17 protein-coding genes are annotated in these 24,479 nt (G+C 58.3%); 8 read left to right on the forward strand and 9 right to left on the reverse strand.

The features are described 5' to 3' along the window. Positions 1-207 precede the first annotated feature (207 nt). The 4 genes from ACA063_RS03315 to ACA063_RS03330 form a co-directional block, all read right to left on the reverse strand. A complete protein-coding gene (locus ACA063_RS03315; protein ID WP_007988984.1) occupies positions 208-552 on the reverse strand; it encodes a cupin domain-containing protein in 345 nt (114 codons plus the stop codon). Between the two features lie 106 nt (positions 553-658). After that, a complete protein-coding gene (locus ACA063_RS03320; RefSeq protein WP_497664778.1) occupies positions 659-1,030 on the reverse strand; it encodes a MerR family transcriptional regulator in 372 nt (123 codons plus the stop codon). A gap of 41 nt (positions 1,031-1,071) precedes the next feature. Continuing rightward, on the reverse strand, positions 1,072-1,647 hold the full coding sequence (locus ACA063_RS03325; protein ID WP_497664779.1) for an NAD(P)H-dependent oxidoreductase: 576 nt from the start codon (positions 1,645-1,647) through the stop codon (positions 1,072-1,074). A 45-nt stretch (positions 1,648-1,692) separates the two neighbouring features. Beyond that, positions 1,693-2,577 carry a LysR family transcriptional regulator gene (locus ACA063_RS03330; RefSeq protein ID WP_497664780.1) on the reverse strand — a complete coding sequence of 295 codons (885 nt, stop codon included), beginning with the start codon at positions 2,575-2,577 and terminating at the stop codon, positions 1,693-1,695. A gap of 204 nt (positions 2,578-2,781) precedes the next feature. Here ACA063_RS03330 and ACA063_RS03335 point away from each other — a divergent pair, with 204 nt between their 5' ends. Then, the gene (locus tag ACA063_RS03335) at positions 2,782-3,546 is read left to right on the forward strand and encodes a sulfite exporter TauE/SafE family protein (protein WP_497664781.1); all 765 of its coding nucleotides are present in this window, start codon (positions 2,782-2,784) and stop codon (positions 3,544-3,546) included. Here the strand turns inward: ACA063_RS03335 and ACA063_RS03340 are convergent. After that, positions 3,536-3,850: a putative quinol monooxygenase gene (locus ACA063_RS03340; RefSeq protein WP_497664782.1), complete on the reverse strand. Its 315-nt coding sequence runs from the start codon at positions 3,848-3,850 to the stop codon at positions 3,536-3,538. The two genes, ACA063_RS03335 and ACA063_RS03340, sit on opposite strands and share 11 nt — an antisense overlap. Before the next feature lie 159 nt (positions 3,851-4,009). Here ACA063_RS03340 and mdaB point away from each other — a divergent pair, with 159 nt between their 5' ends. The 7 genes from mdaB to ACA063_RS03375 all read left to right on the forward strand — a co-directional run bounded on the left by mdaB (position 4,010) and on the right by ACA063_RS03375 (position 12,360). Continuing rightward, positions 4,010-4,600: an NADPH:quinone oxidoreductase MdaB gene (gene mdaB, locus ACA063_RS03345; RefSeq protein WP_497664783.1), complete on the forward strand. Its 591-nt coding sequence runs from the start codon at positions 4,010-4,012 to the stop codon at positions 4,598-4,600. Between the two features lie 198 nt (positions 4,601-4,798). Continuing rightward, on the forward strand, positions 4,799-5,710 hold the full coding sequence (locus tag ACA063_RS03350; RefSeq protein WP_497664784.1) for a LysR substrate-binding domain-containing protein: 912 nt from the start codon (positions 4,799-4,801) through the stop codon (positions 5,708-5,710). 103 nt (positions 5,711-5,813) lie between these two features. After that, positions 5,814-6,707 carry an NAD-dependent epimerase/dehydratase family protein gene (locus ACA063_RS03355; protein WP_497664785.1) on the forward strand — a complete coding sequence of 298 codons (894 nt, stop codon included), beginning with the start codon at positions 5,814-5,816 and terminating at the stop codon, positions 6,705-6,707. A 334-nt stretch (positions 6,708-7,041) separates the two neighbouring features. Beyond that, positions 7,042-8,487 carry a SulP family inorganic anion transporter gene (locus tag ACA063_RS03360; RefSeq protein ID WP_497664786.1) on the forward strand — a complete coding sequence of 482 codons (1,446 nt, stop codon included), beginning with the start codon at positions 7,042-7,044 and terminating at the stop codon, positions 8,485-8,487. Positions 8,488-8,675: 188 nt separating this feature from the next. Next, positions 8,676-10,025, forward strand: a complete 1,350-nt coding sequence (locus ACA063_RS03365) for a GntP family permease (RefSeq protein WP_497664787.1) — start codon at positions 8,676-8,678, stop codon at positions 10,023-10,025. Between the two features lie 15 nt (positions 10,026-10,040). Continuing rightward, positions 10,041-10,901, forward strand: coding sequence for a MurR/RpiR family transcriptional regulator (locus tag ACA063_RS03370; RefSeq protein ID WP_497664788.1), 861 nt, complete (start codon positions 10,041-10,043; stop codon positions 10,899-10,901). 1 nt (position 10,902) lies between these two features. Then, on the forward strand, positions 10,903-12,360 hold the full coding sequence (locus tag ACA063_RS03375) for an N-acyl-D-amino-acid deacylase family protein (protein ID WP_497664789.1): 1,458 nt from the start codon (positions 10,903-10,905) through the stop codon (positions 12,358-12,360). A 138-nt stretch (positions 12,361-12,498) separates the two neighbouring features. Here ACA063_RS03375 and ACA063_RS03380 read toward each other — a convergent pair whose 3' ends face one another. The 4 genes from ACA063_RS03380 to ACA063_RS03395 form a co-directional block, all read right to left on the reverse strand. Next, positions 12,499-12,843, reverse strand: coding sequence for a DUF6124 family protein (locus ACA063_RS03380; protein ID WP_497664790.1), 345 nt, complete (start codon positions 12,841-12,843; stop codon positions 12,499-12,501). 419 nt (positions 12,844-13,262) lie between these two features. Beyond that, positions 13,263-16,124: an RHS repeat-associated core domain-containing protein gene (locus ACA063_RS03385; RefSeq protein WP_497664791.1), complete on the reverse strand. Its 2,862-nt coding sequence runs from the start codon at positions 16,122-16,124 to the stop codon at positions 13,263-13,265. Continuing rightward, entirely contained in the window at positions 16,121-20,602 is a 4,482-nt protein-coding gene (locus tag ACA063_RS03390) for a SpvB/TcaC N-terminal domain-containing protein (RefSeq protein WP_497664792.1), read from the reverse strand. The genes ACA063_RS03385 and ACA063_RS03390 overlap by 4 nt, the downstream gene beginning before the upstream one ends. Continuing rightward, a complete protein-coding gene (locus ACA063_RS03395; protein WP_497664793.1) occupies positions 20,599-24,468 on the reverse strand; it encodes a Tc toxin subunit A-related protein in 3,870 nt (1,289 codons plus the stop codon). The genes ACA063_RS03390 and ACA063_RS03395 overlap by 4 nt, the downstream gene beginning before the upstream one ends. Between the last annotated feature and the right edge of the window lie 11 nt (positions 24,469-24,479).

Consider the following 24,479-nt stretch of genomic DNA (forward strand, 5'->3'; position numbering starts at 1 on the left):
TAATCAGGGCTGTTGTGGCAAGGGAGCTTTTGTGGCGAGGGAGTTTGCTCCCGCTCGAGTGCGCAGCACTCGCAAATGCCAGGTCCGCTTCGCGCCCCAGCGGGACGGTGCGGCGATCCGACAAGCTCCCTCGCCACAGGGTTATTCATCGATCCTGAAAAACATTTACCGGGACATCACGTCGGGTGATCTCCCGGTTTTTTTGCATCAAGCAAACACGAAATATTTGCGCACAGTCTCAACCACTTCCCACGTGCCTTTCATGCCCGGCTCAATCACGAAAATATCACCCGCGCGCAGATGGATCGGTGCCATGCCTTCCGGGGTGATCACGCAGTAGCCTTCCTGGAAATGGCAATACTCCCACTTCACGTATTCCACATACCATTTGCCCGGCGTGCAGATCCAGGTGCCCATGATCTTGCTGCCGTCTTCGCTGGTGTAGGCGTTGAGGTTGACGGTGTGCGGATCGCCTTCGAGTTTTTCCCATTTGCAGGCGTCGAGTACCGGCAATGGGTGAGTGTCGCGAAGAACGGTGATAGGTGCGGTCATGTGGACTCCAGGCAATAGATGCAAGAACGAAGTCGCACCCTATAGCGCCCTTCGCACGATCAGTTGTCTGTGCTCGACATCGGGGTGTCCAGAAACGCGCATCAGCCTAAAGGTTCTCCAGCGGGCAATCGGCTCTGGCCTGTTCGATGCTGTGTTCGAACGCGACCAATTGAGCATGTTGTCGCGCTAACACCTCGATCCGTTCGCTGATTTCGAGCTTCTTGCTCGCGATGGCCTGGTGCGCCAATGCCCAAGGCACTTCCTGCCCTTGATGGCCGCTGAAGACCGCTTGCAACTCCTTTAACTTGAAGCCCAGTTGCTGAGCGCATTTGATAAAGATCAGAAGGTCGACACTTTGCTGGTCATACACTCGGTACTTCCCCTGACGCTGGGGAGCAGGCAGCAGGCCGATTGCTTCGTAGTGACGGATGCTTTTGATCGTGGTGCCGGAACGTTGCGCCGCTTGGCCGATGTACATGAAAAATCCCTTTTATCGAGTCGCCTGCATTATCGGCAGACTCAGCCGCAGGCGATAGCCTCGGCTTGCTTGAGCCATCGCTCGCGCTGCGTCGGCTTGGAACCGAGGATCGGGCCGAAGGTGAGGGTTTTGGTGGGTTTGATGCCACAGAGTTCCAGGGTGGTCTTGCGCATTTGATGCAGGCCGGGCATGCGATAGAACCAGCGGTAATACCAGGGTGGTGTGTCCATGGTCACCAGCAAGTGCGCGCTACGGCCGCGCAGAAGCTTGTCGGGAAATGCTTTGCCTTCGCGGTACTTGAACGCGAAACCTGGCAGGAACACCCGATCGAGAAAACCCTTGAGCAGAGCCGGAATCCCGCCCCACCAGATGGGATAAACCAGCGTCAGTTGTTCAGCCCACAGGATATCCGCCTGGGCCTGGCGCAAACCGGCTTCCAGCGGTTGGACCTGTTGATAGCCTTCACGCAGTACCGGATCGAAATCCAGTTGACCCAGAAACAGCTGGCGCACTTCATGTCCGGCGCGCAACGCCGATTGGGTGTAGCGCTCGACCAGTCCCGCGCAGAAGCTGTTGCTGGAAGGATGGCCGAGAATCACCAGAATACGCTTGCCCATTGTCACCGTCCTTGAAGAGGAAAGCGCAAGGGTAAAGTCTGCCCCTCAGGGGAGAGTCAAGGCGTTCAGCAGCGCCTTCGCGTATCCGGGCAGCAGCGCAAAATCCCGGGCGCACAGCAGCAGTTTGCGCTGGGCCCAGGGTTCTTGCAGCGGGACGCTTTTGAAGGGGCGTTCACCTGTCCAGCGGGTGACAGCAGCACGAGGCACGACCGCCAACCCCACGCCGCGAGCCACCATGCGCAGCACACCGTCGAAGCCATCGGCGCGGATGCGGATCTGCAGGCGTGAACCGCTATGCAGCGCTTGTTCTTCCAGGTAAATCGCCAAGGCGCTGCCGGCATTCAGGCCGACATAGTCGTGCTGCAAGGTGTCGCTGAAGCTCAATGTTTCGAGGTCGGCCAAGGGGTGGGCGAGGGGCATGATGAGTACCAGCGGATCGTCACGAAACGCGCGGGTCTGCAAGTCGTGAGTGTCGACGGCATCGGAGATGATTCCGAGCTCCGCCGCGCCCTGGCGCAAGGCGTGGGTAATGCGGGCGCTGGGCAGCTCTTGCAGGTCAATGTCGAGATTGGGGTGAGTGCACAGAAAATCCGCGAGCAATTCCGGCAGGTACTCGGTGATGGCCGTGGTGTTGCACAACAGTCGTACCTGGCCTTTGACGCCCTTGGCGTACTCCGCCAGATCTTGCTGCAGGCGCTCGGCCTGTTGCAGCAGGAGCCGGGAGTGATGCGCCAGTGCTTTACCGGCGGCGGTCGGCGTGACACCCCGGCGACCGCGTTGCAGGAAATCAATCCCCAGTGACGCCTCCATGGCGCGAATCCGTGCACTCGCCGCCGCCAGGGACAAATGACTGCGCGCGGCCCCGGCGGTGATGTTGCCGGTGTCGAGGACGTTCAGGTAGAGGCGCAGGTCGGTGAGGTCGAAGTGCATGGTTTTTCCATGAATTTATTTTGCCTGGGCTGCCGCCATCGCGAGCAGGCTCGCTCCCACAGTGGAATGCGATCGAATGTGGGAGCGAGCCTGCTCGCGATGGCGTCATCAGCCATACAGAAAATCCAAGCCTCAATCTCAGCAAGAGGCAACCTCAGTATAAGCCAGCTTTTCAACTCCCCCATCCAGCCCCACGATAACCCCATGAATACTCTCGTCGCGTTCTACCAGAATCTCGGCCTGGCCTTGTCAGTGATGGTCATCGCCACCTTCCTTCTGGCCGGCATGATCAAAGGCGTGATCGGCCTCGGCCTCCCGACCATCGCCATGGGTTTGCTCGGTCTGGCTATGGCTCCCTCGCAGGCTGCTGCACTGCTGATCATTCCTGCGACACTGACCAACGTCTGGCAACTGGCCTTCGGTGGTCACTTGCATCCACTGATCAAACGGTTGTGGCCGATGTTGTTGGCGATTTTCATCGGCACGGGCGCCGGCACGTTGTGGATCGGCATGGCCGGCGGGCATTGGGTCGTTCGAGGATTGGGCGCGGCGTTGCTGCTGTATGCGTTGAGCGGCTTGTTCTTGCCGACCTTGCATGTCGAGCCGCGCACCGAGCGCTGGCTGGGTCCGCTCTGTGGCGTACTGACGGGCGTCATCACCTCGGCCACCGGCGTGTTCGTGATCCCCGCGGTGCCGTATCTGCAAGCGCTGGGGTTGAACAAGGATGAGTTGGTGCAAGCGCTGGGGCTGTCATTCACCGTCTCGACCCTTGCGCTGGCCGCCGGGCTGCTATGGCGCGACGCCCTCGGTGGTGGCGAGTTGAGCGCGTCGCTGCTGGCGTTGATCCCGGCAGTCGCCGGCATGCTGCTGGGTCAATGGTTACGCCAGCGCATCAGCGCCGTATTGTTCAAGCGCGTGTTCTTCATTGGCCTCGGTCTGCTCGGCGGCCATTTGCTGATCAACGGTTAGCGGATGAAGGGCTGAGCATTTCAATCGCGCGGATGTCGAAATCCAGCTCCAGATACTCCATGCGATTCTCGCTAAACTGCGCCATGTGCGGCAGGTTCGAGTGCACGTCGAGGTGAGCCTGGGACTGCCAGATCTCATAGAAGATAAACAGTGTCGGGTCCTGTTTGTCGCGCAGCATGTGGTACTCGATGCAACCCGGTTCGGCGCGGCTCGCTTGCACATAGCCGCTGAAGAGCGCCTCGAACGCGTCCGACTTTTCCGGACGGGTCTTGGCCTGCAGGATGAAGCCTTGAATCTCACTCATAAGAAATCCTCGATTAAGAATGAGCGTCAGTCTAAGGCAACAATACGTGGTCGATTCGTGCGTGTGGGTCAAATGAGTTTTGTGAATTCAGCGGTTACTCCGCGCGAGGCCGGTCGATATTCTGCCGCCATCGAATTCCAAACCTTATGAGAACTCCCCATGAAAAAAGTCCTGTTGCTCAATGGCGGTAAAAAGTTTGCTCACTCCGATGGCCTCTACAACACCACCCTGCATGAAGCCGCACTGAGCGTGCTGGACCGTGGCGGCATCGATGTCAAAGCCACTTACATCGATGAGGGGTACGACGTCGCCGAGGAGGTCGCCAAATTCCTTTGGGCCGACGTGATCATTTACCAGATGCCAGGCTGGTGGATGGGCGCTCCGTGGACCGTCAAGAAATACATCGATGAAGTCTTCACCGAAGGCCATGGCAGCCTTTATGCCAGCGACGGTCGCACCCGTTCCGATGCCTCGCAGAAATACGGCAGCGGCGGCCTGGTGCACGGCAAGCAATACATGTTGTCGCTGACCTGGAACGCGCCGCAGCAAGCGTTCGACGACCCGAGCGACTTCTTTGAAGCCAAGGGCGTGGACGCGGTGTATTTCCCGTTCCATAAAGCCAACGAGTTCCTCGGCATGACCCGCCTGCCGACGTTCCTCTGCGTTGACGTGATGAAACGCCCGAACATCGAGGCGGATGTGGCGCGTTATGAACAGCATCTGGCCGAGGTGTTTGGCCTGAAGGCGTAAAGGTCGGCTACTATCGATACCCGAAGCGGGCACGGATCTGTGGCGAGGGAGTTTACCGAATCGTCGCACCGTCCCGCTCGGCGGCGAAGCCGTCGTAAAGCCAGAAAATACAATGCACCTGAATGACCGCGTCCACCGGTGCGGGACGGTGCGGCGGTCCGACAAGCGCCCTCGCCACACTATCGACAAGGGACACACGTGAAAGCCAGATCCGATGAATTGCAGATTTTCGTCTGCGTGATTGAATGCGGATCGATTTCCGCTGCCGCCGAGCAGGTCGGGCAGACGCCCTCTGCCGTCAGCCGCACACTGTCGCGGCTGGAGGCCAAGCTCGACACCACCTTGATCAACCGCACCACGCGGCGTATGGACCTGACGGAGGAGGGTAAGTACTTCTTCGAGCATGCCAAGCGGATTCTCGATCAGATGGACGAACTTGAAGAGCGCCTGACCTCCCGCCAACAAACGCCGTCCGGGCGTCTGCGCATCAACGCCGCGTCGCCATTCATGCTGCACGCGATCGTGCCGTACATCGACGAATTCCGCCGCCTCTATCCGGACATCCAGCTCGAGCTCAACAGCAACGACCTGATCATCGACCTGCTCGAACAAAGCACCGATATCGCCATTCGCATCGGCACCCTGGCCGACTCGACGCTGCACGCCCGCTCCCTGGGGTGCAGCCCGCTGCACATCGTCGCCAGCCCGGCTTATCTGAAACAGCACGGCGCGCCCTTGGCGGTTGCGGACCTGGCCGAACATAGCCTGCTGGGCTTCACCCAGAACGAAGGTTTGAACCAATGGCCGTTGCGCTACGTGCATGGCGACCGCTGGCCGATCCAGGCCTCGATCAGCGCCTCCAGCGGTGAAACGATCCGGCAGCTGGCGCTGGAAGGTCAGGGCATCGCGTGCCTGTCGCACTTCATGACCACCGAGGATATTCGCGCCGGTCGCCTGCACGTGCTGCTGGCGGATTTCAACAGCGGCTATCGCCAGCCGATCAACGCCGTGTACTACCGCAACTCGCAACTGGCCCTGCGGATTCAGTGCTTCCTCGACTTCATCCAGGGGAAACTGGCCGCGTACGCACTTGCAGATTTCAACGGCTGATTCGTGATCCCTGCGCAAGAGTGATTTGGGCTGCACCGTCTGTTTCCAGAGGACATGTTCTTCAATACTGGACACATCACTTATTCACGCAGGGAGTTTCTCCATGAACGTATTCGTTACCGGCGCTGCAGGTTTTATCGGCGGCTCCATCGCTACAGGTCTGGTCCGGGCTGGTCATACCGTCACGGGGCTGGTTCGCGGCACTGAACAAGCCAATGAGTTAAAGGCACTGGGGATTACTCCGGTCGTCGGGACGCTTGATGACAGCGCACTGCTGACCGAGCAGGCCCAGGCTGCCGATGCCGTCATCAATGCCGCCAGCAGCGACCATCGCGGCGCGGTGCAAGCCTTGCTGGACGCGCTGCGCGGTTCCAACAAAGTGTTCCTGCACACCAGCGGTTCGAGCATCGTCGGCGATGCGTCCGGCGGCAAATCCAGCGACGTTATCTACGTTGAAGACAACCTGCCGGAGCCGACCGTCGACAAGGCGGCCCGCGTGGCCATCGACAACCTGATTCTCGCGTCAGCGAAAGACGGCGTGAACTCGGCCGTGATCTGCAACACCCTGATCTACGGCCACAGCCTGGGCGTCAATCGCGACAGCGTGCAATTGCCGCGCTTGCTGAAACAGGCGCGTAAAAGTGGTGTGGTGCGGCACGTCGGCAGCGGCCAGAACATCTGGTCCAACGTACACATCGAAGACGTGGTGGCCCTCTATTTGCTGGCGCTGACCAAAAACGTTCCGGGTACGTTCTACTTCGTCGAAAGTGGTGAAGCGTCGTTCATCGACATGACCACTGCCATGGCCGAAGCGTTGAAACTGGGCGCGCCGCAAGACTGGCCGCTCAAGGACGCCGAAGCCGAATGGGGCTATGAAATGGCCAACTATGGCCTGGGCTCCAACAGCCGTGTGCGCGGCAAAAATGCGCGGGAACTGCTGGGCTGGGTACCGAAACGCACGTCGGTGGTTGAATGGATTCGTGACGAAATGGTGTGAGTTAGCGTTACACCGCGTCATCGTTCATCGCTAGCAGGCTAGCTCCCACAGTGGTCTTTGTTGAACACTAAATCTGTGTCCGCCAAAGATCCAATGTGGGAGCTAGCCTGCTAGCGATTGCATTTTCAGCTCCGGCAACTGGCCAAACCGCCCCCTAATCCGGTACTTCAGCCGGCCACAAAATCCATGTCCGCCAAAGATCCAATGTGGGAGCTAGCCTGCTAGCGATTGCATTTTCAGCTCCCCCCGCAGCTGGCCGGACTGCCCCCAATTCCGTAACATCCCCACCCTCGTTCCCGGTCGCTTCCTGCGGCTCGTATAGTCTGGGTAACCCATGAAACCACAACGTCTGCGCGCCGATGTCCTGGCCGGACTCACGACCTCGTTCGCCTTGCTGCCCGAATGCATCGCCTTCGCGCTGGTAGCCCATCTCAACCCATTGATGGGCCTGTATGGCGCTTTCATCATCTGCACCCTGACCGCACTGTTCGGCGGCCGCCCGGGCATGGTCTCCGGGGCTGCCGGATCCATGGCGGTGGTCATCGTCGCACTGGTGGTGCAACACGGCGTGCAGTACTTGCTGGCGACCGTGCTGCTGGGTGGGCTGATCATGCTGGCATTCGGTCTGCTCAAGCTGGGCAAGCTGGTGCGCATGGTCCCGCACCCGGTGATGCTCGGCTTCGTCAACGGCCTGGCGATCATCATTGCCCTGGCGCAACTGGAGCATTTCAAAAACGGTGAAGCCTGGCTGAGTGGCGCGCCGCTGTACCTGATGACCGGCCTGGTCGCTGCGACAATGGCGATCGTCTACCTGCTGCCGCGTCTGACCCGCAGCGTGCCGCCAGCGCTGGTGGCGATTCTCGGGGTGGGGATTGCGGTTTATCTGCTGGGCCTGCCAACCCGCACCCTCGGCGACATGGCCCACATTGCCGGTGGCCTGCCGACCTTCGCGCTGCCGGACATTCCGTGGAATCTCGAGACCCTGCGCATCATCGCCCCTTACGCCCTGTTGATGGCCATGGTGGGGCTGCTGGAAACCCTGCTGACCCTGAACCTCACCGATGAAATCACCGAGAGCCGTGGCTACCCGGATCGCGAATGCGTGGCGCTGGGTGCGGCCAATATGGTCTCCGGGCTGTTCGGCGGCATGGGCGGTTGCGCGATGATCGGGCAGACCGTGATCAACCTCAGTTCCGGCGGACGGGGGCGGTTGTCCGGGGTCGTGGCCGGTGTACTGATTCTGTTGTTCATCCTGTTTTTGTCGCCGCTGATCGAGCGCATTCCGCTGGCCGCGCTGGTGGGCGTGATGTTTGTGGTGTCGCAGCAAACATTCGCCTGGGCGTCGTTGCGGGTGCTGAACAAAGTGCCGCTGAACGACGTACTGGTTATCGTCGCCGTGACGGTCATTACGGTGTTCACCGACCTCGCCACCGCCGTGCTCTGCGGCATCGTCATCGCGGCACTCAACTTCGCCTGGCAACAGGCCCGCGAACTGTACGCCGACGCGCACATCGAGGCCGACGGCAGCAAGCTTTACCACCTGCACGGCACACTGTTCTTCGCCTCGACCACGCCCTTTCTCAATCAGTTCGATCCCGCCAATGACCCGGCCGTGGTGACGATCGATTGCCGTCACCTGAGATTCGTCGACTACTCGGCCATCGCCGCACTGAAAACCCTGCGGGAACGCTACGCCAAGGCCGGAAAACACCTGCGCGTGTTTCACCTCTCAGAACGCTGCAAGCAAATGCTCAAGCGCGAAGGTGCCGAACTCATCTGACAAAAAGCACGCCCGGGAGACGATGAAAATACGCGCCGCGTATTTTCATTACCTGCGACGCCACATGCCTCTAAACGACAAACCATATCCCTGAACGAAAATAACTTTCATGCGGTTTGAAAATCACGTCTCGAAATGATTTAAGAGTTTCACAACCCATTCGACGTGACCCTTTCGAGGAGTACCGCATGACACCGTCCTTCGGCTATTGGCTGCTGGTTTATGCCGCCATCGCCATCATCGCGCTGATCGTTCTGATCGCCCGTTACCGGCTTAATCCCTTCATCGTGATCACCTTGGTGTCGATCGGCCTGGCCTTGCTGGCCGGAATGCCACCTTCCGGTGTGGTCGGCGCTTACGAGGCCGGCGTCGGTAAAACCCTGGGGCACATTGCGCTGGTGGTCGCGCTGGGCACCATGCTCGGCAAAATGATGGCCGAGTCCGGCGGCGCCGAGCAGATGGCGCGCACGCTGATTGATCGATTTGGCGAGAAAAACGCGCACTGGGCGATGGTCTGCATCGCGTTCCTGGTCGGACTGCCGCTGTTTTTCGAGGTCGGTTTTGTCTTGCTGGTGCCGATCGCCTTTACCGTAGCGCGGCGTGTGGGCGTGTCGATCCTGATGGTCGGCTTGCCGATGGTTGCCGGCTTGTCCGTGGTGCACGCCCTGGTGCCGCCGCACCCGGCCGCCATGTTGGCGGTACAGGCTTATCAGGCGTCCGTAGGGCAGACCTTGCTCTACGCGATACTCATCGGTATTCCAACAGCGATCATCGCCGGTCCCCTGTACGCCAAATTCATCGTGCCGCGCATTCAGTTGCCGGCCGATAATCCGCTGGAGCGCCAGTTCCTCGACCGCGAACCGCGGGACCGCTTGCCGGGCTTCGGCATCACCATCGCGACCATTCTGTTGCCGGTGGTACTGATGCTGATCGGCGGCTGGGCGAACCTGATCTCCACGCCGGGCAGCGGCTTCAACCAGTTTCTGCTGTTCATCGGCAACTCGGTGATCGCGCTGCTGCTGGCAACCGTATTGAGTTTCTGGACCCTGGGCATTGCACAGGGCTTCAGCCGCGAATCGATCCTCAAGTTCACCAACGAATGCCTGGCACCCACCGCCAGCATCACCTTGCTGGTGGGCGCCGGCGGTGGCTTGAACCGGATTCTGGTGGACGCTGGCGTCACCGACCAGATCGTCGGTCTGGCCCAGGAGTTTCACCTGTCGCCACTGATCATGGGTTGGCTGTTCGCCGCGCTGATGCGTATTGCCACGGGGTCGGCGACGGTGGCCATGACCACCGCTTCGGGCATCGTTGCCCCGGTGGCCATTGGTCTGGGATATCCCCATCCGGAGTTGTTGGTGCTGGCGACGGGCGCCGGGTCGGTTATCTTTTCTCACGTCAACGACGGCGGCTTCTGGTTGATCAAGGAATACTTCAACATGACCGTCGCCCAGACCTTCAAGACCTGGACCGTGCTAGAGACCATCATCTCGGTGGTTGCTTTCGGTCTGACCGTGGGTCTTTCCTACCTGCTTTAACCGGAGCCGCCCGCCATGGACATCCTCTACCACATCCGAGCCCGTCAGGATTCCTTCAGCGCTGGCGAAGGACGCATCGCCAGGCTGATGCTCGATGACGTAGGGTTTGCCGCGTCCGCCAGCCTCGATGAACTGGCGCAGCGAGCCGAAGTGAGCACCGCGACGCTGTCGCGTTTTGCCCGCACGGTGGGCTGTCGCGACCTGCGTGATTTGCGCCTGCAACTGGCTCAGGCCAGCGGCGTCGGCAGCCGTTTTCTCGACCCGGCGGGCACACCTGAGCAGTCGGCGTTCTACGGGCAAATCGTCGGCGATATCGAGTCGACGCTGCGCCAACATCTGTCGGCGTTCGACGAGTCGCGCTTCGCTGATGCGGTCAAGCTGCTAGGCCAGGCGCGGATGATTCACGCCTTTGGCATGGGCGGTTGTTCGACCTTGTGCTGTGACGAGTTGCAGGTTCGACTGGTGCGTTTCGGTTACCCGATTGCGGCGTGCCACGACCCGGTCATGATGCGCGTCACCGCCGCCAACCTGGGGGCGCAACACACGGTTATCGCCTGCTCCCTGACTGGCCTCACCCCCGAATTGCTCGAGGCCATTGAACTGGCGCGCAACTATGGCGCACGGATTCTTGCTATCACTCGCGCCGACTCGCCGCTGGCGCAATTGGCCGATGTGGTGATACCGCTGCAAGGCGTCGAAACCTCATTCATCTACAAACCCACCGCAGCGCGCTACGGCATGTTGCTCGCCATCGACGTGCTCGCCACCGAGGTGGCACTGGCCAATCCTGAAGACAATCAAGAGCGTTTGCGGCGGATCAAACTCGCCCTGGACGATTACCGCGGCGGCGATGACCATTTGCCGCTGGGAGACTGACATGAAGTACGACACGCTGATTCGTAACGCCCTGATCATCGACGGCAGCAACAGCCCTGGCTACAGCGCCGACGTGGCGATTCTGAACGGGCGCATCGAGCGCATCGGTGATTTGCACGACGACTCGGCCAGCGAAGAAATCGACGCGGCGGGTCGGGTGTTGGCGCCCGGATTCATCGACGTGCACACCCACGATGACACCGTGGTCATCCGCCAGCCGCAGATGCTGCCAAAGCTCAGCCAAGGCGTGACCACGGTGATCGTCGGCAACTGTGGGATCAGCGCCTCGCCAGTGAGTTTGCGCGGCGATCCGCCGGATCCGATGAACCTGCTCGGCACCGCGTCAGCGTTTGTTTACCCAACATTTCGCGATTACCGCGCGGCCGTCGAAGCGGCGCACACCACGCTGAACGTCGCCGCGCTGGTCGGCCACACCGCATTGCGCAGCAACCACCTAGACGACCTGTTCCGCACCGCAACGCCGGATGAAATCAGCGCCATGCGCGAACAGCTGTGTGAAAGTCTGCAAGCCGGTGCCCTGGGTTTGTCCACCGGTCTCGCCTACGCCAGCGCCTTCTCGGCCTCCACCGATGAAGTGATGCAACTGACTGAAGAGCTGACCGCGTTCGGTGCCGTCTACACCACCCATTTGCGCAGCGAATTCGAACCGGTACTGGACGCCATGGACGAAGCTTTTCAGATCGGCCGTCATGCGAAATCACCCGTGATCATCTCCCACCTCAAATGCGCTGGCGCCGGTAACTGGGGGCGCAGTCCGCAACTGTTGGCAGCGCTTGAAGAAGCGGCGAAGACTCACCCGGTGGGCTGCGATTGTTATCCCTACGCGGCGAGCTCCTCGACGATGGACCTCAAGCAAGTCACCGACGCCCATCGCATCACCATTACATGGTCGACGCCGCATCCGGAGCTGGGTGGTCGCGACCTGATGGACATCGCCGCCGACTGGGGTGTGCCACTGCTGGACGCCGCCCGCAAGTTGCAACCGGCGGGTGCGGTGTACTACGGAATGGACGAGGCCGATGTGCGCAGAATCCTCGCGCATCCGCTGTCGATGGTGGGCTCTGACGGGCTGCCGGAAGACCCGTTTCCGCATCCGCGTTTGTGGGGCGCTTTTCCACGGGTGCTCGGGCACTTCAGTCGCGACGTCGGGCTGTTCCCACTGCACACCGCCGTGCACAAAATGACCGGGCTCTCCGCCGCGCGATTCGGCTTGAAGGAACGGGGTGAAATCCGTGAAGGGTACTGGGCTGATCTGGTGTTGTTTGATCCCCTGACCGTTCGCGATGTCGCGGATTTCACTGACCCGCAACGCGCTGCGCAAGGGATCGACGGGGTATGGGTCAACGGTGTGTTGAGCTATCGCGACGGTCAGGCCAATGGCCGGCGGGAAGGACGGTTTCTGGCGCGGGAAGGAGACTTGCGGGTGGGTTTTAATTAAGCGCAGTGGAGTCAAAAGATCGCAGCGTGCCGCAGCTCCTACATTGACCGGGTCTAACCACACATTTCGCGGTTACCCACAATCCCCTGTAGGAGCTGTCGAGTAAAACGAGGCTGCGATCTTTTGATCTTTTGATCGTTACTCAGTCGCCTCGAGGCGATCCAGCACCCGATTCACCGCCAGCTCGCCCAACATGATGACCTGCGCAATCCCCAGCAGCGCATTACGCGACGTCCCTTCCAAATGATCCACCAAGTCATTGGCCATGACATTGGCCGACGCCAGCGACTCGCAGGCATAGGCCAGCAGGGTTTCGTTATCGGCCTCGGGATTGACGGTGAAGAGGGAGCAGAGTTTGCGCGGGGAGGCTTTTATGTCGGCGAACGAGGGGGGACGTTCGGCTGTGTTTGGACTATCTGAATCAGAATCGTCGGATGGTGATGCCGGATCGGTATCTGGCGGATTGGGTGTGACCTTGAACATGTGACTTTCTCCAGTAAGGCTGCGACCAGCTCGCTACTAAACGAAAGGGTGGCAGCTGTGCGCAAGTTAGTAGACCGGCAAAGTCACCCAAACCCGGCGCGCCCGAAGGCGCCATGCGCACAGCTACCATTTAGAGCAGGTGGAAACCTGACTGAATGACACTCGTGCAACCGTAGATGACTAGCCGGGCTACTAAACCCGATCACTGAGGTTCAGTGACCCGAGCCAAGTTACCGACCCACCCCAAGGCGCACAAGCCGGCGGATTCTGGCGTACCTGTAGGCATCCACGCAAGGCGCTGTAGCTTTCAAGAAGTGAAGCTGACATCAATTAAACAGCGCCTGAAACTCGGATTATTCTGACAGACCCTTAGCTGCATGCAGGTAGGAGGACGGCTCTAATCAATCTGTAGTTTTCAGTCATCTCCCACGCCTCCTGAATGCCGTTCTTCCCGGGTCCGACCGCCGAAAGGGTCCTGGTGATGGAGGGGCCTGCTCGAGATTGTTTTCTTGCGCAACAGTATGGAGATGCAGCACAGCTTGATTGTATTCGCCGTAGTCGGAGCCATTGCGCCCGGTCGGAATATTGACCGCTTCTGGAATAATGCGGCTGCAATGAATGCAGGCAGGGAATGGCTTCGGCTCGGTTCCCCGAAACAAGGTTTCTGTGAAAATCGTGGTATCAGCCAGCAGTCTTTCCGCTCTATCCGGATAGAGGGCAACAACCGAATTGGTCAGCCTGACTTCTGCATGGCTACCGGGACCGCCAGCGCGCCTTGGCATGATCCCTCCCATTTTATCAATATGAGCTGCGATCCAGCCCCTGACCGGTTGCTGTAATTCATGCGCGTGACCCGCCAGCCTGCTCAGCGTCGGTGAATCCCTCAGCAGGTCTTCGTCAATGGCTAACGCATCGAAACTGTTATTGCGTGCAGCGGCATAACGGTTGGACAAATCGGTCATGTACTCGGCGGTGTTAGTGATCGTGAAGGTTCCGTTAGTCAAGTAATGCGCGTCGGGCCCTTGATCAACCGTGTAATTTCTGGCGACTCCTTTGTACCCCCTCATGCTGCGATTGGGCTTGGGGAGGTTGAAGAAGTCGCTGAGCCCGACGCCGCTGGATTTGATGCAGCCATAAGCGTGAGCCAGAAACCGCGTGTTCAATATATTCGTACCGTTTAAAGAGGTGTCGGAACTTCTATCGAAGGTATCCGGCGCCTGGCGAGTAAAGTTACCGCGCGCTGCATTCATGATTTCCTGCGAGCGGGCGCTGCCCCAAACCTTGACCACGTTGATGTCTTCATCGCTCATCATCAGGCCTTGGTGGTCGACGAACCTCACCGGGTTGTTCCCAACCATGCAGTACAGGTTCAACCCGTCAACCGCCCCCGCCGGATCAGGACTGATCCACCGTTGCAACCACGGCGCGTAGTACCGGTGCCCGTAGTAATAAAGTCCGCTGGCGTCGCGCTCCTTGCCGGAATACCGAAGGGTTCGGTAATCCGCCTCCACCGCCGAACGCGATGCCACCCAGGCCGTTCCGCCATAGGGCAGGTAACTTTCCTGGCTGATCAACAAGGCCTGGTCGTCCAGTTCCATTGAGCTGGACCCTAAATGATCACCAAGGCTATAGCGCAGCTGGTTCTCGGCGATACCCGTCGGGCGGCCGGTGGTCCAGTGCAGATAACGTACGCTGCAACGACCGGCTTGCAAGGTGATGACCTCCAGTCGCTCATTGTTGCGGGTGCGAATTTCAAGGCCTGGCAGATAACGGACTTCGTGCTTGTGAATCACCGATGCCCCATGGGTCGTTTGTACTTTGCGTACGCGTTGACCCGCGCTGTCGTAGTCGTAGCGCTCCGTATCGTGACGTCCGTCTTCACGCTGGACGAGCACCACGCTGGCGAGTTGATTTTGCAGGTTCCATTCCAGTACCTGGCCTGGATTCAACGCTTGCTGATTTCCGGCCGTGTCGAAGCCGGACGTGACGTCCGGCGTCGAATCGCCCTTGTTCCATGAGTGGAGCCGATTGTTTACAGCGGCGATATTGAAGGTCCGGGTGTAGTTGTTTCGGTCGCGAACATGGCGCAGCCGGGTCAGGTTTCCACCGGTGTCATACGCGTAGTGCTCGGCATAGTTAAACAGCAACCGGGCGTCAACCGGCGTCCTGCTGGAGGCAGGAAGGTCGAGCGAGGCGTTCTGCCCCGACGCTTCACGACCTGTGGCAGTGACCAGTTGATAGAGGCTGTCGTAGGTGAACGTGCTGACGGCTTCGACCCGTTGATTGCTGCCGTACTGCACAGGCTGCGCCCTGTCTTCGATGCGCAGCACATTACCTGTCGGGTCATAGGTGTAGTGCAGATCCTGCAGGACGCTGGACGACAACGCGGCGCGGAGTGAGGTGAGGCGGCCACTGGCTGAATCGAACACGGCGCGACTGATAACGCCGTTTCCCGACGTCTGGGATTCAACCTGACCGAATGCGTTGTAGCGCAGATCCTTCAGGACAGTCTCTTCAGTCTGCGCACCCTTGATCAGCAGGTTGATGGCGTTGAGTTGACCGGCAACATCGAACGAAAAGCGCTGTCGGTGGTGACCCGCGTCTACCTGCTGGATGGGTTCTCCCAGTGCGTCGTATTCCCAGGCGGTTTCATGGCCGTCTCCTGCCTCCAGCAGTGCGTCGCGAGCGTTCTCGTCCCCAGGCCAATCGGGTTGTCGGGGATCAACGAGCAAACGTCGCGTCTGGCCCAGGGGATTGCCGGTCAGATCGTACTGGTTGATGAGCAGCGTACCGGCACTGTCATCGTGACGGGTCAATGCACCGCACAGATTGTGCACTGCGGATTCAGGCGAGTTGTCCCCGTAGCTCAAGCGCTGGACGACACGTAGCGCCTGACCTGCTGCTTGCTCTACGACGCAGACAGGTCTGAGCTGGTCATCGTAGGTCGTTTGCCAATGACTGCCTCGCTGGTCCCAGCTGCGCAGGACCTGCCCGGCGTCGGCAGGCAGATTCAAGCGCCACCCGGCGTCGACACTGTCCGTCATGAGCGACTGGCCGCTCAGGCTAAACGTATGCGTCAGGTTGGCTTTTGGGGACTGGCCATGCAGTCGAGGGTCCCACTGAGCAATCTGCCGTCCAGCCACGTCATGCTCCTGACGGGTAATGCGCGACTGCGCGGGTTTTGCCGCATCGCTACGCCAATAAGCAATGTGCCGAACCGGCAGGCCTCGGCTGTCGACCACGGTGAGGGTCGGGGTTTTTCGATGCAATTGCGCGCTCATGCGTCACCTCCGTGCAGGGCCGGTGCGATGGGCGTTATCTCGTCGAGCGTATCGTTCTCGTCTTCATCCACGGTGTACCAGGGATGCCGGGTTTGCCGCCGCATGTAGGAGAGATCCCCTTGTTCGGCGAGTCGGGTGTACGTGGGCCGTCCGAGGGCATCGTAAAACTGCAAATCACAGTGGCCGAACTGGCGAATGGACTCATCGCTGATGTAGCGATGCAGATCGGCAAAGTAGGGGCGGTAAGTCCGGATCGCCAATCCCTTGTTGTTGTATTCAACCCGTGCGCTGATGCGCCAGCGCTTCGCCGTTGTTTGCTCTAGCGGCTTTCCATCCTTGAGGGTCAGTGCTCCGTTGGCGTTGACGGTGTAGGCGGTTCCCGGTTCGACCTTTTGCTTGCTTTGCAGTATTCGGCCGAAGCCATCACTGCAAGTGACGGTGGTACGGATCTGCGTATTGTTGTCGTCGGGGTAACGGTCGGCAACAAGGACGGCGACGTGTACGGGTTCTCGGGAAGCAATGTCTATTTCGAGCGTCAATTTGTCTTCATCAGCAGAGCGTTTTTCGAGTGACATCAATCGCTGTCGAGCGTGGGCACAAATGAATCCGCCGGGCAGCAAAGCTCCCTTTGCAATGCAACGTGTCAACCACGGAACATCGGCCAATGCCTTGTCCGAGATGCAACCCATCCAGCTGAACGGTGCATAAAACGTTGCGCTGGCAGCGCTCTGTAGCGCGTTTACACCGTCGTCGATTGCATCGCCGGGGCGGTCGAACGCTGGGCGTTTGTATTCGCTGACCGGTCTGAAACCGGTGTGCTTGTTGTTTTGCTGGCCATAAAAACTGCTGGCCAGCACCTGGCCGAAACCGCCGTAGAGCGCTTCTTGAATGTTTCCGTTCGGGTCAGTGATACGACAGGGCTGCAGGGTTCGGTAATCGTGAGTGGCTTGGGTTACGCGGCCATCCGGCAATTTGAGCTCTGTGATGAACAGGCAATATGGGTCGTAGCCGATCTCACTCACACCCAGGCTTTTACTGGGTTGCTGGGTCCGTGGTTTGTAGAAGCCGTCCAGCGGGGCGTAGGTCGCGAAACCGCTCTTGACCGACCAGAGTTGCCTGGCGGGCGTCGTCACAGGCAGACAATCGATCATGCGGTGATAGCCACTGCCTTCGAGCATTTTTTGCCGGGTGTCAGCCGTTATCGCCAACACGTCGAAAGCCTTCAACGCGGTCTCGTCCAGCTCCGCGTTTTCCAAGTGATCGACCAAGCCTTCGAAGTGGGCGATGCCGTCTTCCAGCGGTTCCTCGGTTGAGGCATTTTTGTAGCGGTGCACAGACAGGCTGGTCAGAACGCTTGCGGTTTTCCAGTCAGTTGTGGTGACCAGCCTGATGAGCTTTTCGCAAGTCATGTCCACCGCGCTCAGCCCGCCTTTCTCTGGCGACGCGGGACGTTTCAATGCGTTCGTGCGCTGACGATATTGCAAGCCCAACCGCCATTTTTGGGGGGCCGGCAGGTGGATGAATTCGGCGCGGGTTTCATTCAGGTAGTAGAACTGTTGCGCTGGATCATGAGCATCACGCCACCATTGCTGTTGATCGGCATCGGTGAACGGTGGGGTGTCGTTGCGGGTCTTGCGTCGTGCGTAATGGACGCTGATGCCATGCGTTAACGCGCCGTACTGGTCATGCAGCAGATTGAAGGTGTGCTGGCATTGCGGATCATCCTCGATGCCTTCGTATTGGTAGCTGATGGATTCCAGCATCAGAGGCAGCATCCGGGCGTAGCGTCGACTTCCCTGCGGAGCCTGGAGCAAACGTATTCGATAACGGTTTTCCTGAACTGAATAAAGTGTTTCCGTGCCCAGGCGTTCATCGATGCCGAAGGTCTCGGTGCGCAGCAGATGACCACTCAGGGCGCGGGTCATTTCCAGCGTCGTTGACACGTCCGGCGACGCGATGACCGTGTCACTCTCACTGTCGGAGTTGTATTGGCTGAGCAATGCTTTGCCGGGGTTGACGGCTTCTTTATCAGCGCAGTAATACCCGGTACGAGAGGGATCCACGGCTTGCCCCGTATGAAACCAGCTTTTTTTCCGGCAAGGCGTCGTGAAACCTTGCATTTGGCTGTCGCCGGGGCTGGTTTCACTGTCGGTTTGAAGTAACAGGCCGAAGCCGCGGAATTCGCGCTCGATGCCATCGTAATAGCCTTGACGATAGGAAAAGCTCTGAACCCGTTGATTGCCGGTTATTTCGTCAAGCTGACTCTGTGTCGAGACCACATGCATGGCAAATGGCACGTGACAGATGGGCGTCTTGCCGGCTGTGATGTTCTCCGCTTTCTCATCCAGCCATTCTTGCGCCGAACTGCGGTAGCTGATGCTGCTCGCGCAGCCCATGTTGTTATTGGTGCCGATGAGCAGGTAGGGTTTTGCTCCGACGAAGTCGTATCGCCAATGGTGTGGCGTCATGTTCGGTGTGCTCAGTATCAGGCTGGAGCAGCCGAGCCCTTCAAGGTTGTCGAAGCTCACCTGACATAAACTGTTGAAGCGAACACCCTCGGGCCAAGTCAGTTTGACCGGTGGCGCGAAGCTGTTGCCGCCGCAGTTCATGAAAATGAGCGCGTGCCTCGGCTCCAGGTAGATCAGGTCTGTAGCGCCAGAGCCGTCCAGATCCGCAAGACGAATACGCGAAGCGTCGAACAGTTCGTACGCAATACCCGGCGACCCAAGCACGCGACCTTTGCCGAAACGCCCGCGACCCAGGTTAGGCCAGCACTTCACTTCGTCGTGACGAATGCGCACCAGATGTTGTTGACCGCTGCCTAGCACGTCGCTGAAGGCCAGAAGCTCGCCGGGCGAAGACGTCAGCACGGGAAGGTCGTCCTCGTCCTTTCTCCGAGGCACTTCGACAGCGGGGGCGAAGCCTTTCTCGCGCTGGTTGGCGTACAACCGGACGCTTCGGGGGCCAATCATGGCGAGGTCGCCGAGCCCGGCCCCCATCAGATCGGCCAATTGGCTTTTTTGCTGGAAAAACTCAATCGGGAAGGCATCGAACGTGGCAAATCTTGACCACTTTCGCTCGGCATCGAGCGAGAAAAAACCGCTTAACTTCGGATGGGCAATGATCAAATCCAATCGGCCATCGCCCGTCAGATCGGTCAGTGACCGAAACGTCGTCCTGGACGACGCAGCGGTCGGGACTGTGGGAACGACACGCAATGAATCGTACGTCACCTCATTGCTGTTGGCGTTACCGCGGATGGGTTCACGGTAGTACCAGCCAGCGCTTGTGCGATACAGAACACCCGCCAGACCTTCGCCGTACAGGTCCACCCATTGATAGCGTTGCCCATCGTTGAGACGAGGCATGCTTTCAAAGGGCTGCCATGTGCTGGAGGCGGCTGATAGTTCGAAGGCGCTGTAGGTGAACTCCATGGGGGGAAGGTTTTCGGCGGTGGTCAGTTCTCCGTAGGCTTGTACGTGCGCGGCGCTCAGATGCTGATACCCAAGAGGTGTCTGCCTGTATTCCAGTAGCAGGCGTTTTACCAGAACCGGTTCGTTACCCAACGCTTCAGGGAAACGATGGAACATCAGCACCTGGTGGCACAGGCGTTGTGTGCGTATTTCAAAGCCATAGGTGAAACTGGAAAAAGCATCGCTACGTGCTTGCCATTGCTGTGCGGCGTACTCCGGTTTGTCTTGATAATCCTGGCTGCGTTCACCGTAATCGAACACCAGTTCGAAGTGCCATTGCAGCGTTTTCAGCTGATCCGGTTTCCATAAATACAGGTGCGCATCGGCCTTGAAATTGCCATAGCTTGCGCTGCTCAGGTAGTGCTGTGCCCTGTCAGACTTGTACTGGTAGAGGATGTGCTCGCCGTGCGGGTTCACGCTTTCCTCCAGCAACCATTCGGCCACACGCTGCGCATCCTCGGGGTCGGCGCGACGCGATGCCGGTTGTCTGCCGAACACGTGAAGGGTGCCATCAGCGCCGTGCACCAGCCAGAAACCCGGTTTGTCGTCTTTGGAAGACCAGTGCTCGATTCGGTCAAAGCTTTTTTCGAGCCGCGGGAAGTGGCGCACCACGGTATAGGTGGTATCCAGTTCCAGATCGTTGTAGTGAGTGATGTGGGTTGTGAGTGCGCCCTGAGCGCCTTGCTCTGGCATCCATACCACCCCGTCCGGGCCGACGATCTCGTCATCATCGGCATAGGCCGGCACACCCTTGCTGGTGCGTCGAGCCACGACGGGCAAAGACATTCCCCAGCCGATGCCAAATGCACTGTTGCCGACTGAACTGCCGTAGCTCAGCGACAAGTCTGGTGCGAAGCCGCGTCCTGGAGAAATGGGAAGGGCAATTTCATAGGAGGCCGCACCCGAGGTGCCGATATCACCGAAACCCTTGCCGATGCTTTGAATGGCGCCTCCGCCTTTTGGCAGTACAGGCGCGGCGACGGACATTGAGCGTTGTTCACTCATCGCGAAACTCCAGGCTTTTTGGCCGTGTATTTCACCTGCACGATGATGTCGGTCAGCGAATCAAGCAGGGTGTTCTGTGCGGCAGGGTTGGGGAAGGTCAGGCGCCACGTCGAGACCGCCCCGGTGTATTCGAAAGGCAGGTAGCGATCATCGAGGACGTTAAGCGTGAACAGGCCGCTATCGTCGTCGCCGCTGGAAAGTGCGACGTGTTGCTTGACGCGCACATCCTTGATGCTCGGTTCTTTTGTATCGGTAGACAGGTACATCGAACTGGACGTTTGAGTCAGCGTTGCCCTGACGTTTTCGTAGGGGCTGACGATGCCCGGTATTGTCACGCTGAGGGTCTTGATGCGTCGCAGGTAATGCCCTTGTCCTTTCCAGTCGTCTTCAAACATTTTATGGGTCAGTTCGAAGTCGCAACTCCCTTCGCTCATGAGCGAGGCGTGTATCTGCGGCCAGGTACGATTGATCTTGCTGGCACTGTCTTTGCCCTTCAGGGCTCTGAGTGAAACGGTTTTAGTGATCTCCAGGTCGCGACTGTTAGCCTTCAGGAAAGCGACCTGCATGCTCATCAGGCGACTCTTGAGGCTCTCGCCGGCGGAAAGACCACGGTAGGTGCTGTTCCACTGCGCGGGTTGAATGAACCGTCTGGAGTAGTCGGCACACTCGTATTGCCAGCAGGCTTCGGCGGCCAGGCACAAGTCCAGCGCCGCTTCATAAGCCTGTTCGTACAACACGGTAAATTGATTGTTGAGCCATTGATAAAGCTGCTGGTTGGTAAAGCGTTTGCTGAGAAAGTCGTAATGGTCTCTGGCATGGTTCAACGCTGTTTCTGCCTGCTTCAGCTGCAGGCGAGTAACCTTTTCCTGCTCGAGACTTTGCGCTACTTGTGCCGTGATCTGTGCAAGTTCAAGTTGGGCCTGATTCCGGTTCAACGTCCAGTCTTCCCGGCGGCGTGCGAACTGTGCGTTGCGCTCGAGATGGTTGGCTTCGGCACGATGCTGTGTAGCGCGCAGTTGTGCGAGAGCGCTGGCAGCATACGCTGTACCTTCCCAGCGCGAACCACCGTTGGCGATGCCAAAGATGTTTGGGATCAGCATCAGTCCGCCTGCGATGACCTGGGCAGCATTGGCTTCCATCTCAAAGGCGGCGCTGCTCAAATAGAGTCGACCCGCTTCGGCTTCGTCCGGGCTTACATCGTTCTCCAGTAATTGCACGTAGTGCTGAAGCCGTCCCTGGATGACGTGTTTGCTGGCATCCAGAAACTCACGGTTTTTACGATCAACGCTCAGCGCCTGGTTTTGTAACTCCACGGATATTTTTGCCAGGTCCCAGGTTTGTTGTTGCTGTCTTTCTTGCAGATGGGCCTGTTCCTGGCGTTCGATCAGCGACAGCAACGTCGTTCCGAACTGGATCACGCTCTCTACTGCATTCAACGCATGACTGTGCATGGCCTGGAAGCGGTAGTGGGAGAGCACGGGTTTTTGTAGCTGAGAATCGCCGCCATAGGAGCTGCCGGATACACGGAGGCCGGCCAACACTTTCGGGTCCATGGGCGCCGCGAACAAGGGCAAATGCAACAGCTTGCCGGCGATGTCGATGTTATGACGCAGGTTGTACAGGCGACTCTCGACAATGTCCCAGCGCTTGAGTAACTGCGGGTTGAGCGGCACGCGCAGGGTCGATGTATGACGTGCTGACAGGGCAACTTGTTGACCCTCATCGTGGGGACTCAACGTGCCATTGGCGCTCAACTGTTTCAGTGTCTTCTCAAGTGCACGACGGTTCTGGGCCGGGTTCGCGCTCAGTGCCTTCAAACTGATGGGAGACCATTGATCCATCTTTGGAATAACCGGACGCGAGCCAAGAAGACGCGAAGCGCGCGCGTACCAAAATTTTGCCTCGTTGAGACTGTCCGGCATCAACTCCCTGTACGCGGCATCGCCCCGATTGATCAAAATGTCGAGGTAAAGCAAGTACAGCGCCTTTCGTGCGTGTACCGGGTAGCTTTGGGAAATCATGTGCGGATCATGCGGGGCGCGTGCGGCATAGGAGGGGACATCAGCGCCGGTCAATGGCACCGTTTTCCAGCATTCGGATTGTCCCAGGCCCGGATCGAAGAGGTAGTTGATCCAGCGTTCTGCTTCCACGTATTGCCGTTCTGCGTTCAAGCGATGTGCGATCAACCAGGGCAAATTCAGGAACAGCTCTGCGTAATAGCGGCCGTTGGGGCCGTGAAAGTCCATGGGTTGATCGCCGTCGGTGCTGGATATTTTCGGTTCCAGCAGTTGTTGCGTCTCGCGGCTGAACAGCTCATCCAGACTGTTCTCGGCACGACCGGTGAGTTCTGTGGCAAGTAAGGTATTGAGCCTGATGGGTTGACGACCTACCCCGCTGTTATCGCTGTGCATAATCAATGAGTCAGAAAAATCAAGATATTGCACAGAATTGTTAGTAGCGAGTTTTGGCGTGCCGGAACCATTATTCATTATGGTTTTTTCATCATGTTTCTCCTGCTTTGATTGCAAATAAAAAACAGGGTTGGACAGCTCATTTATTGGGTGTCTGTGAATGTCGTAGGCAAGCTTGTAATGCGCAAGTGCGAACGCCTCTTGCCGGCTATAACTTTTGGAGGCGGGGCCTGGGGTGGTCGTGAAATTTTTACTGATGCTGGCGGAGCTTAAAAAGAGAGGGGTGTTGTTTCGGTCGTGATTCGTGCTATTGAGATCATCGTAAAGGCCGTTATACATCCTGCTTGGCAGCATTAACTCTGTTTGCTCGCCATACATGACGATGGCAACGAACAGGACGTCTTTCGAATGCTCTCTGTTTTGTACGGCGACCGTATTGATACGTGATTTTATGATGTCTGGATGTAGATCGGACAACGGGGTTTCATTACGACTGCCGTCTATATGTATCTTGCGTGCTGTTTGTTTTCCAAACAGGTCATTATTAACAAAGTTGTTCAAGACCGTTTGTGGCGCACTCCAGGTGTCATCAGTCTTTTTGTAGCAGTAACTCATCAGGAGTTGGGGGTCTCTCCTATCCCCGGTTACACCCGCCGGGTCTTGATGAATGCACTGGGCCCAGGTAACGAACAGCCTGTTATTGAACCAGACAGGGCGAATGGTGTGCTCGATGGCATCCAGTGGAATGGGGATGTCTGCTTTTTTCCAGTCCAACCACGCGTAGGGTTCGGGGTGATCCTGTTTTACCCGCTGGCCCTTTACGGTTTCAGTGCCGTCATAGGACCGTTCAGCCATGTCCAGTGAGCGCCAGAAATACGTATGCCCGGAACGCGATTTGGCAATGAAATAGTATTTGCTGTTGGCGAAATCCGTGCCGTCGATATACCCGTTGAGAATGTTTAAATTAGAGATTTCCTCGAAACGCGTCAGGTATGATTTTACGGCCGACTCAATGGTTTCAGGCCGAATGCGGCTTTGGCTTATGTCTTTTTTCAGTTGTCTGAAATTATCGCTGTCGGTGTTTCTGAGGCTTGGGTCGAGGTAGATTTCAGGGTAATACAACAATGTTTGGTGGGCTGACCAGATTGAATAGCGACGCATTTCGTCGGTCCAGATCTTTATTCGCTCGGGCGTTCGTGTTGCTGGGCCATAACCGGGCTCCATGTCATGCAAAATGCTGTGAATATAGTGCTGAAGGCTGGAAATGGCACACGCAACCGGTGAAGTGGAAACGTGTGGGCTTGTTTGCATATCGAGCAACCAGAACTTGCTGAGATCCTCGACGGTCTCCCGCTTGAGTGCTTTTTCGTCGTCGAAGGGCACAATTTCGTTCAAGTAATAGGCCAGTTGAACATCGCGCAGGGTTTCATCAATTTTTTTTTGGAGAGGGTTCATATTCAATCCTT

The organism is Pseudomonas sp. LBUM1643, from assembly GCF_059716215.1.

What these genes read in the sequence shown, in the direction of transcription:
- ACA063_RS03325 (WP_497664779.1), bottom strand. Translation starts at nt 1,647, where the DNA reads ATGGGCAAGCGTATTCTGGTGATTCTCGGCCATCCTTCCAGCAACAGC.
- ACA063_RS03355 (WP_497664785.1), top strand. Translation starts at nt 5,814, where the DNA reads ATGAACGTATTCGTTACCGGCGCTGCAGGTTTTATCGGCGGCTCCATC.
- ACA063_RS03340 (WP_497664782.1), bottom strand. Translation starts at nt 3,850, where the DNA reads ATGAGTGAGATTCAAGGCTTCATCCTGCAGGCCAAGACCCGTCCGGAA.
- ACA063_RS03390 (WP_497664792.1), bottom strand. Translation starts at nt 20,602, where the DNA reads ATGAGTGAACAACGCTCAATGTCCGTCGCCGCGCCTGTACTGCCAAAA.
- ACA063_RS03385 (WP_497664791.1), bottom strand. Translation starts at nt 16,124, where the DNA reads ATGAGCGCGCAATTGCATCGAAAAACCCCGACCCTCACCGTGGTCGAC.
- ACA063_RS03335 (WP_497664781.1), top strand. Translation starts at nt 2,782, where the DNA reads ATGAATACTCTCGTCGCGTTCTACCAGAATCTCGGCCTGGCCTTGTCA.
- ACA063_RS03360 (WP_497664786.1), top strand. Translation starts at nt 7,042, where the DNA reads ATGAAACCACAACGTCTGCGCGCCGATGTCCTGGCCGGACTCACGACC.
- ACA063_RS03320 (WP_497664778.1), bottom strand. Translation starts at nt 1,030, where the DNA reads ATGTACATCGGCCAAGCGGCGCAACGTTCCGGCACCACGATCAAAAGC.
- ACA063_RS03315 (WP_007988984.1), bottom strand. Translation starts at nt 552, where the DNA reads ATGACCGCACCTATCACCGTTCTTCGCGACACTCACCCATTGCCGGTA.
- ACA063_RS03395 (WP_497664793.1), bottom strand. Translation starts at nt 24,468, where the DNA reads ATGAACCCTCTCCAAAAAAAAATTGATGAAACCCTGCGCGATGTTCAA.
- ACA063_RS03375 (WP_497664789.1), top strand. Translation starts at nt 10,903, where the DNA reads ATGAAGTACGACACGCTGATTCGTAACGCCCTGATCATCGACGGCAGC.
- ACA063_RS03365 (WP_497664787.1), top strand. Translation starts at nt 8,676, where the DNA reads ATGACACCGTCCTTCGGCTATTGGCTGCTGGTTTATGCCGCCATCGCC.
- mdaB (WP_497664783.1), top strand. Translation starts at nt 4,010, where the DNA reads ATGAAAAAAGTCCTGTTGCTCAATGGCGGTAAAAAGTTTGCTCACTCC.
- ACA063_RS03380 (WP_497664790.1), bottom strand. Translation starts at nt 12,843, where the DNA reads ATGTTCAAGGTCACACCCAATCCGCCAGATACCGATCCGGCATCACCA.
- ACA063_RS03370 (WP_497664788.1), top strand. Translation starts at nt 10,041, where the DNA reads ATGGACATCCTCTACCACATCCGAGCCCGTCAGGATTCCTTCAGCGCT.
- ACA063_RS03330 (WP_497664780.1), bottom strand. Translation starts at nt 2,577, where the DNA reads ATGCACTTCGACCTCACCGACCTGCGCCTCTACCTGAACGTCCTCGAC.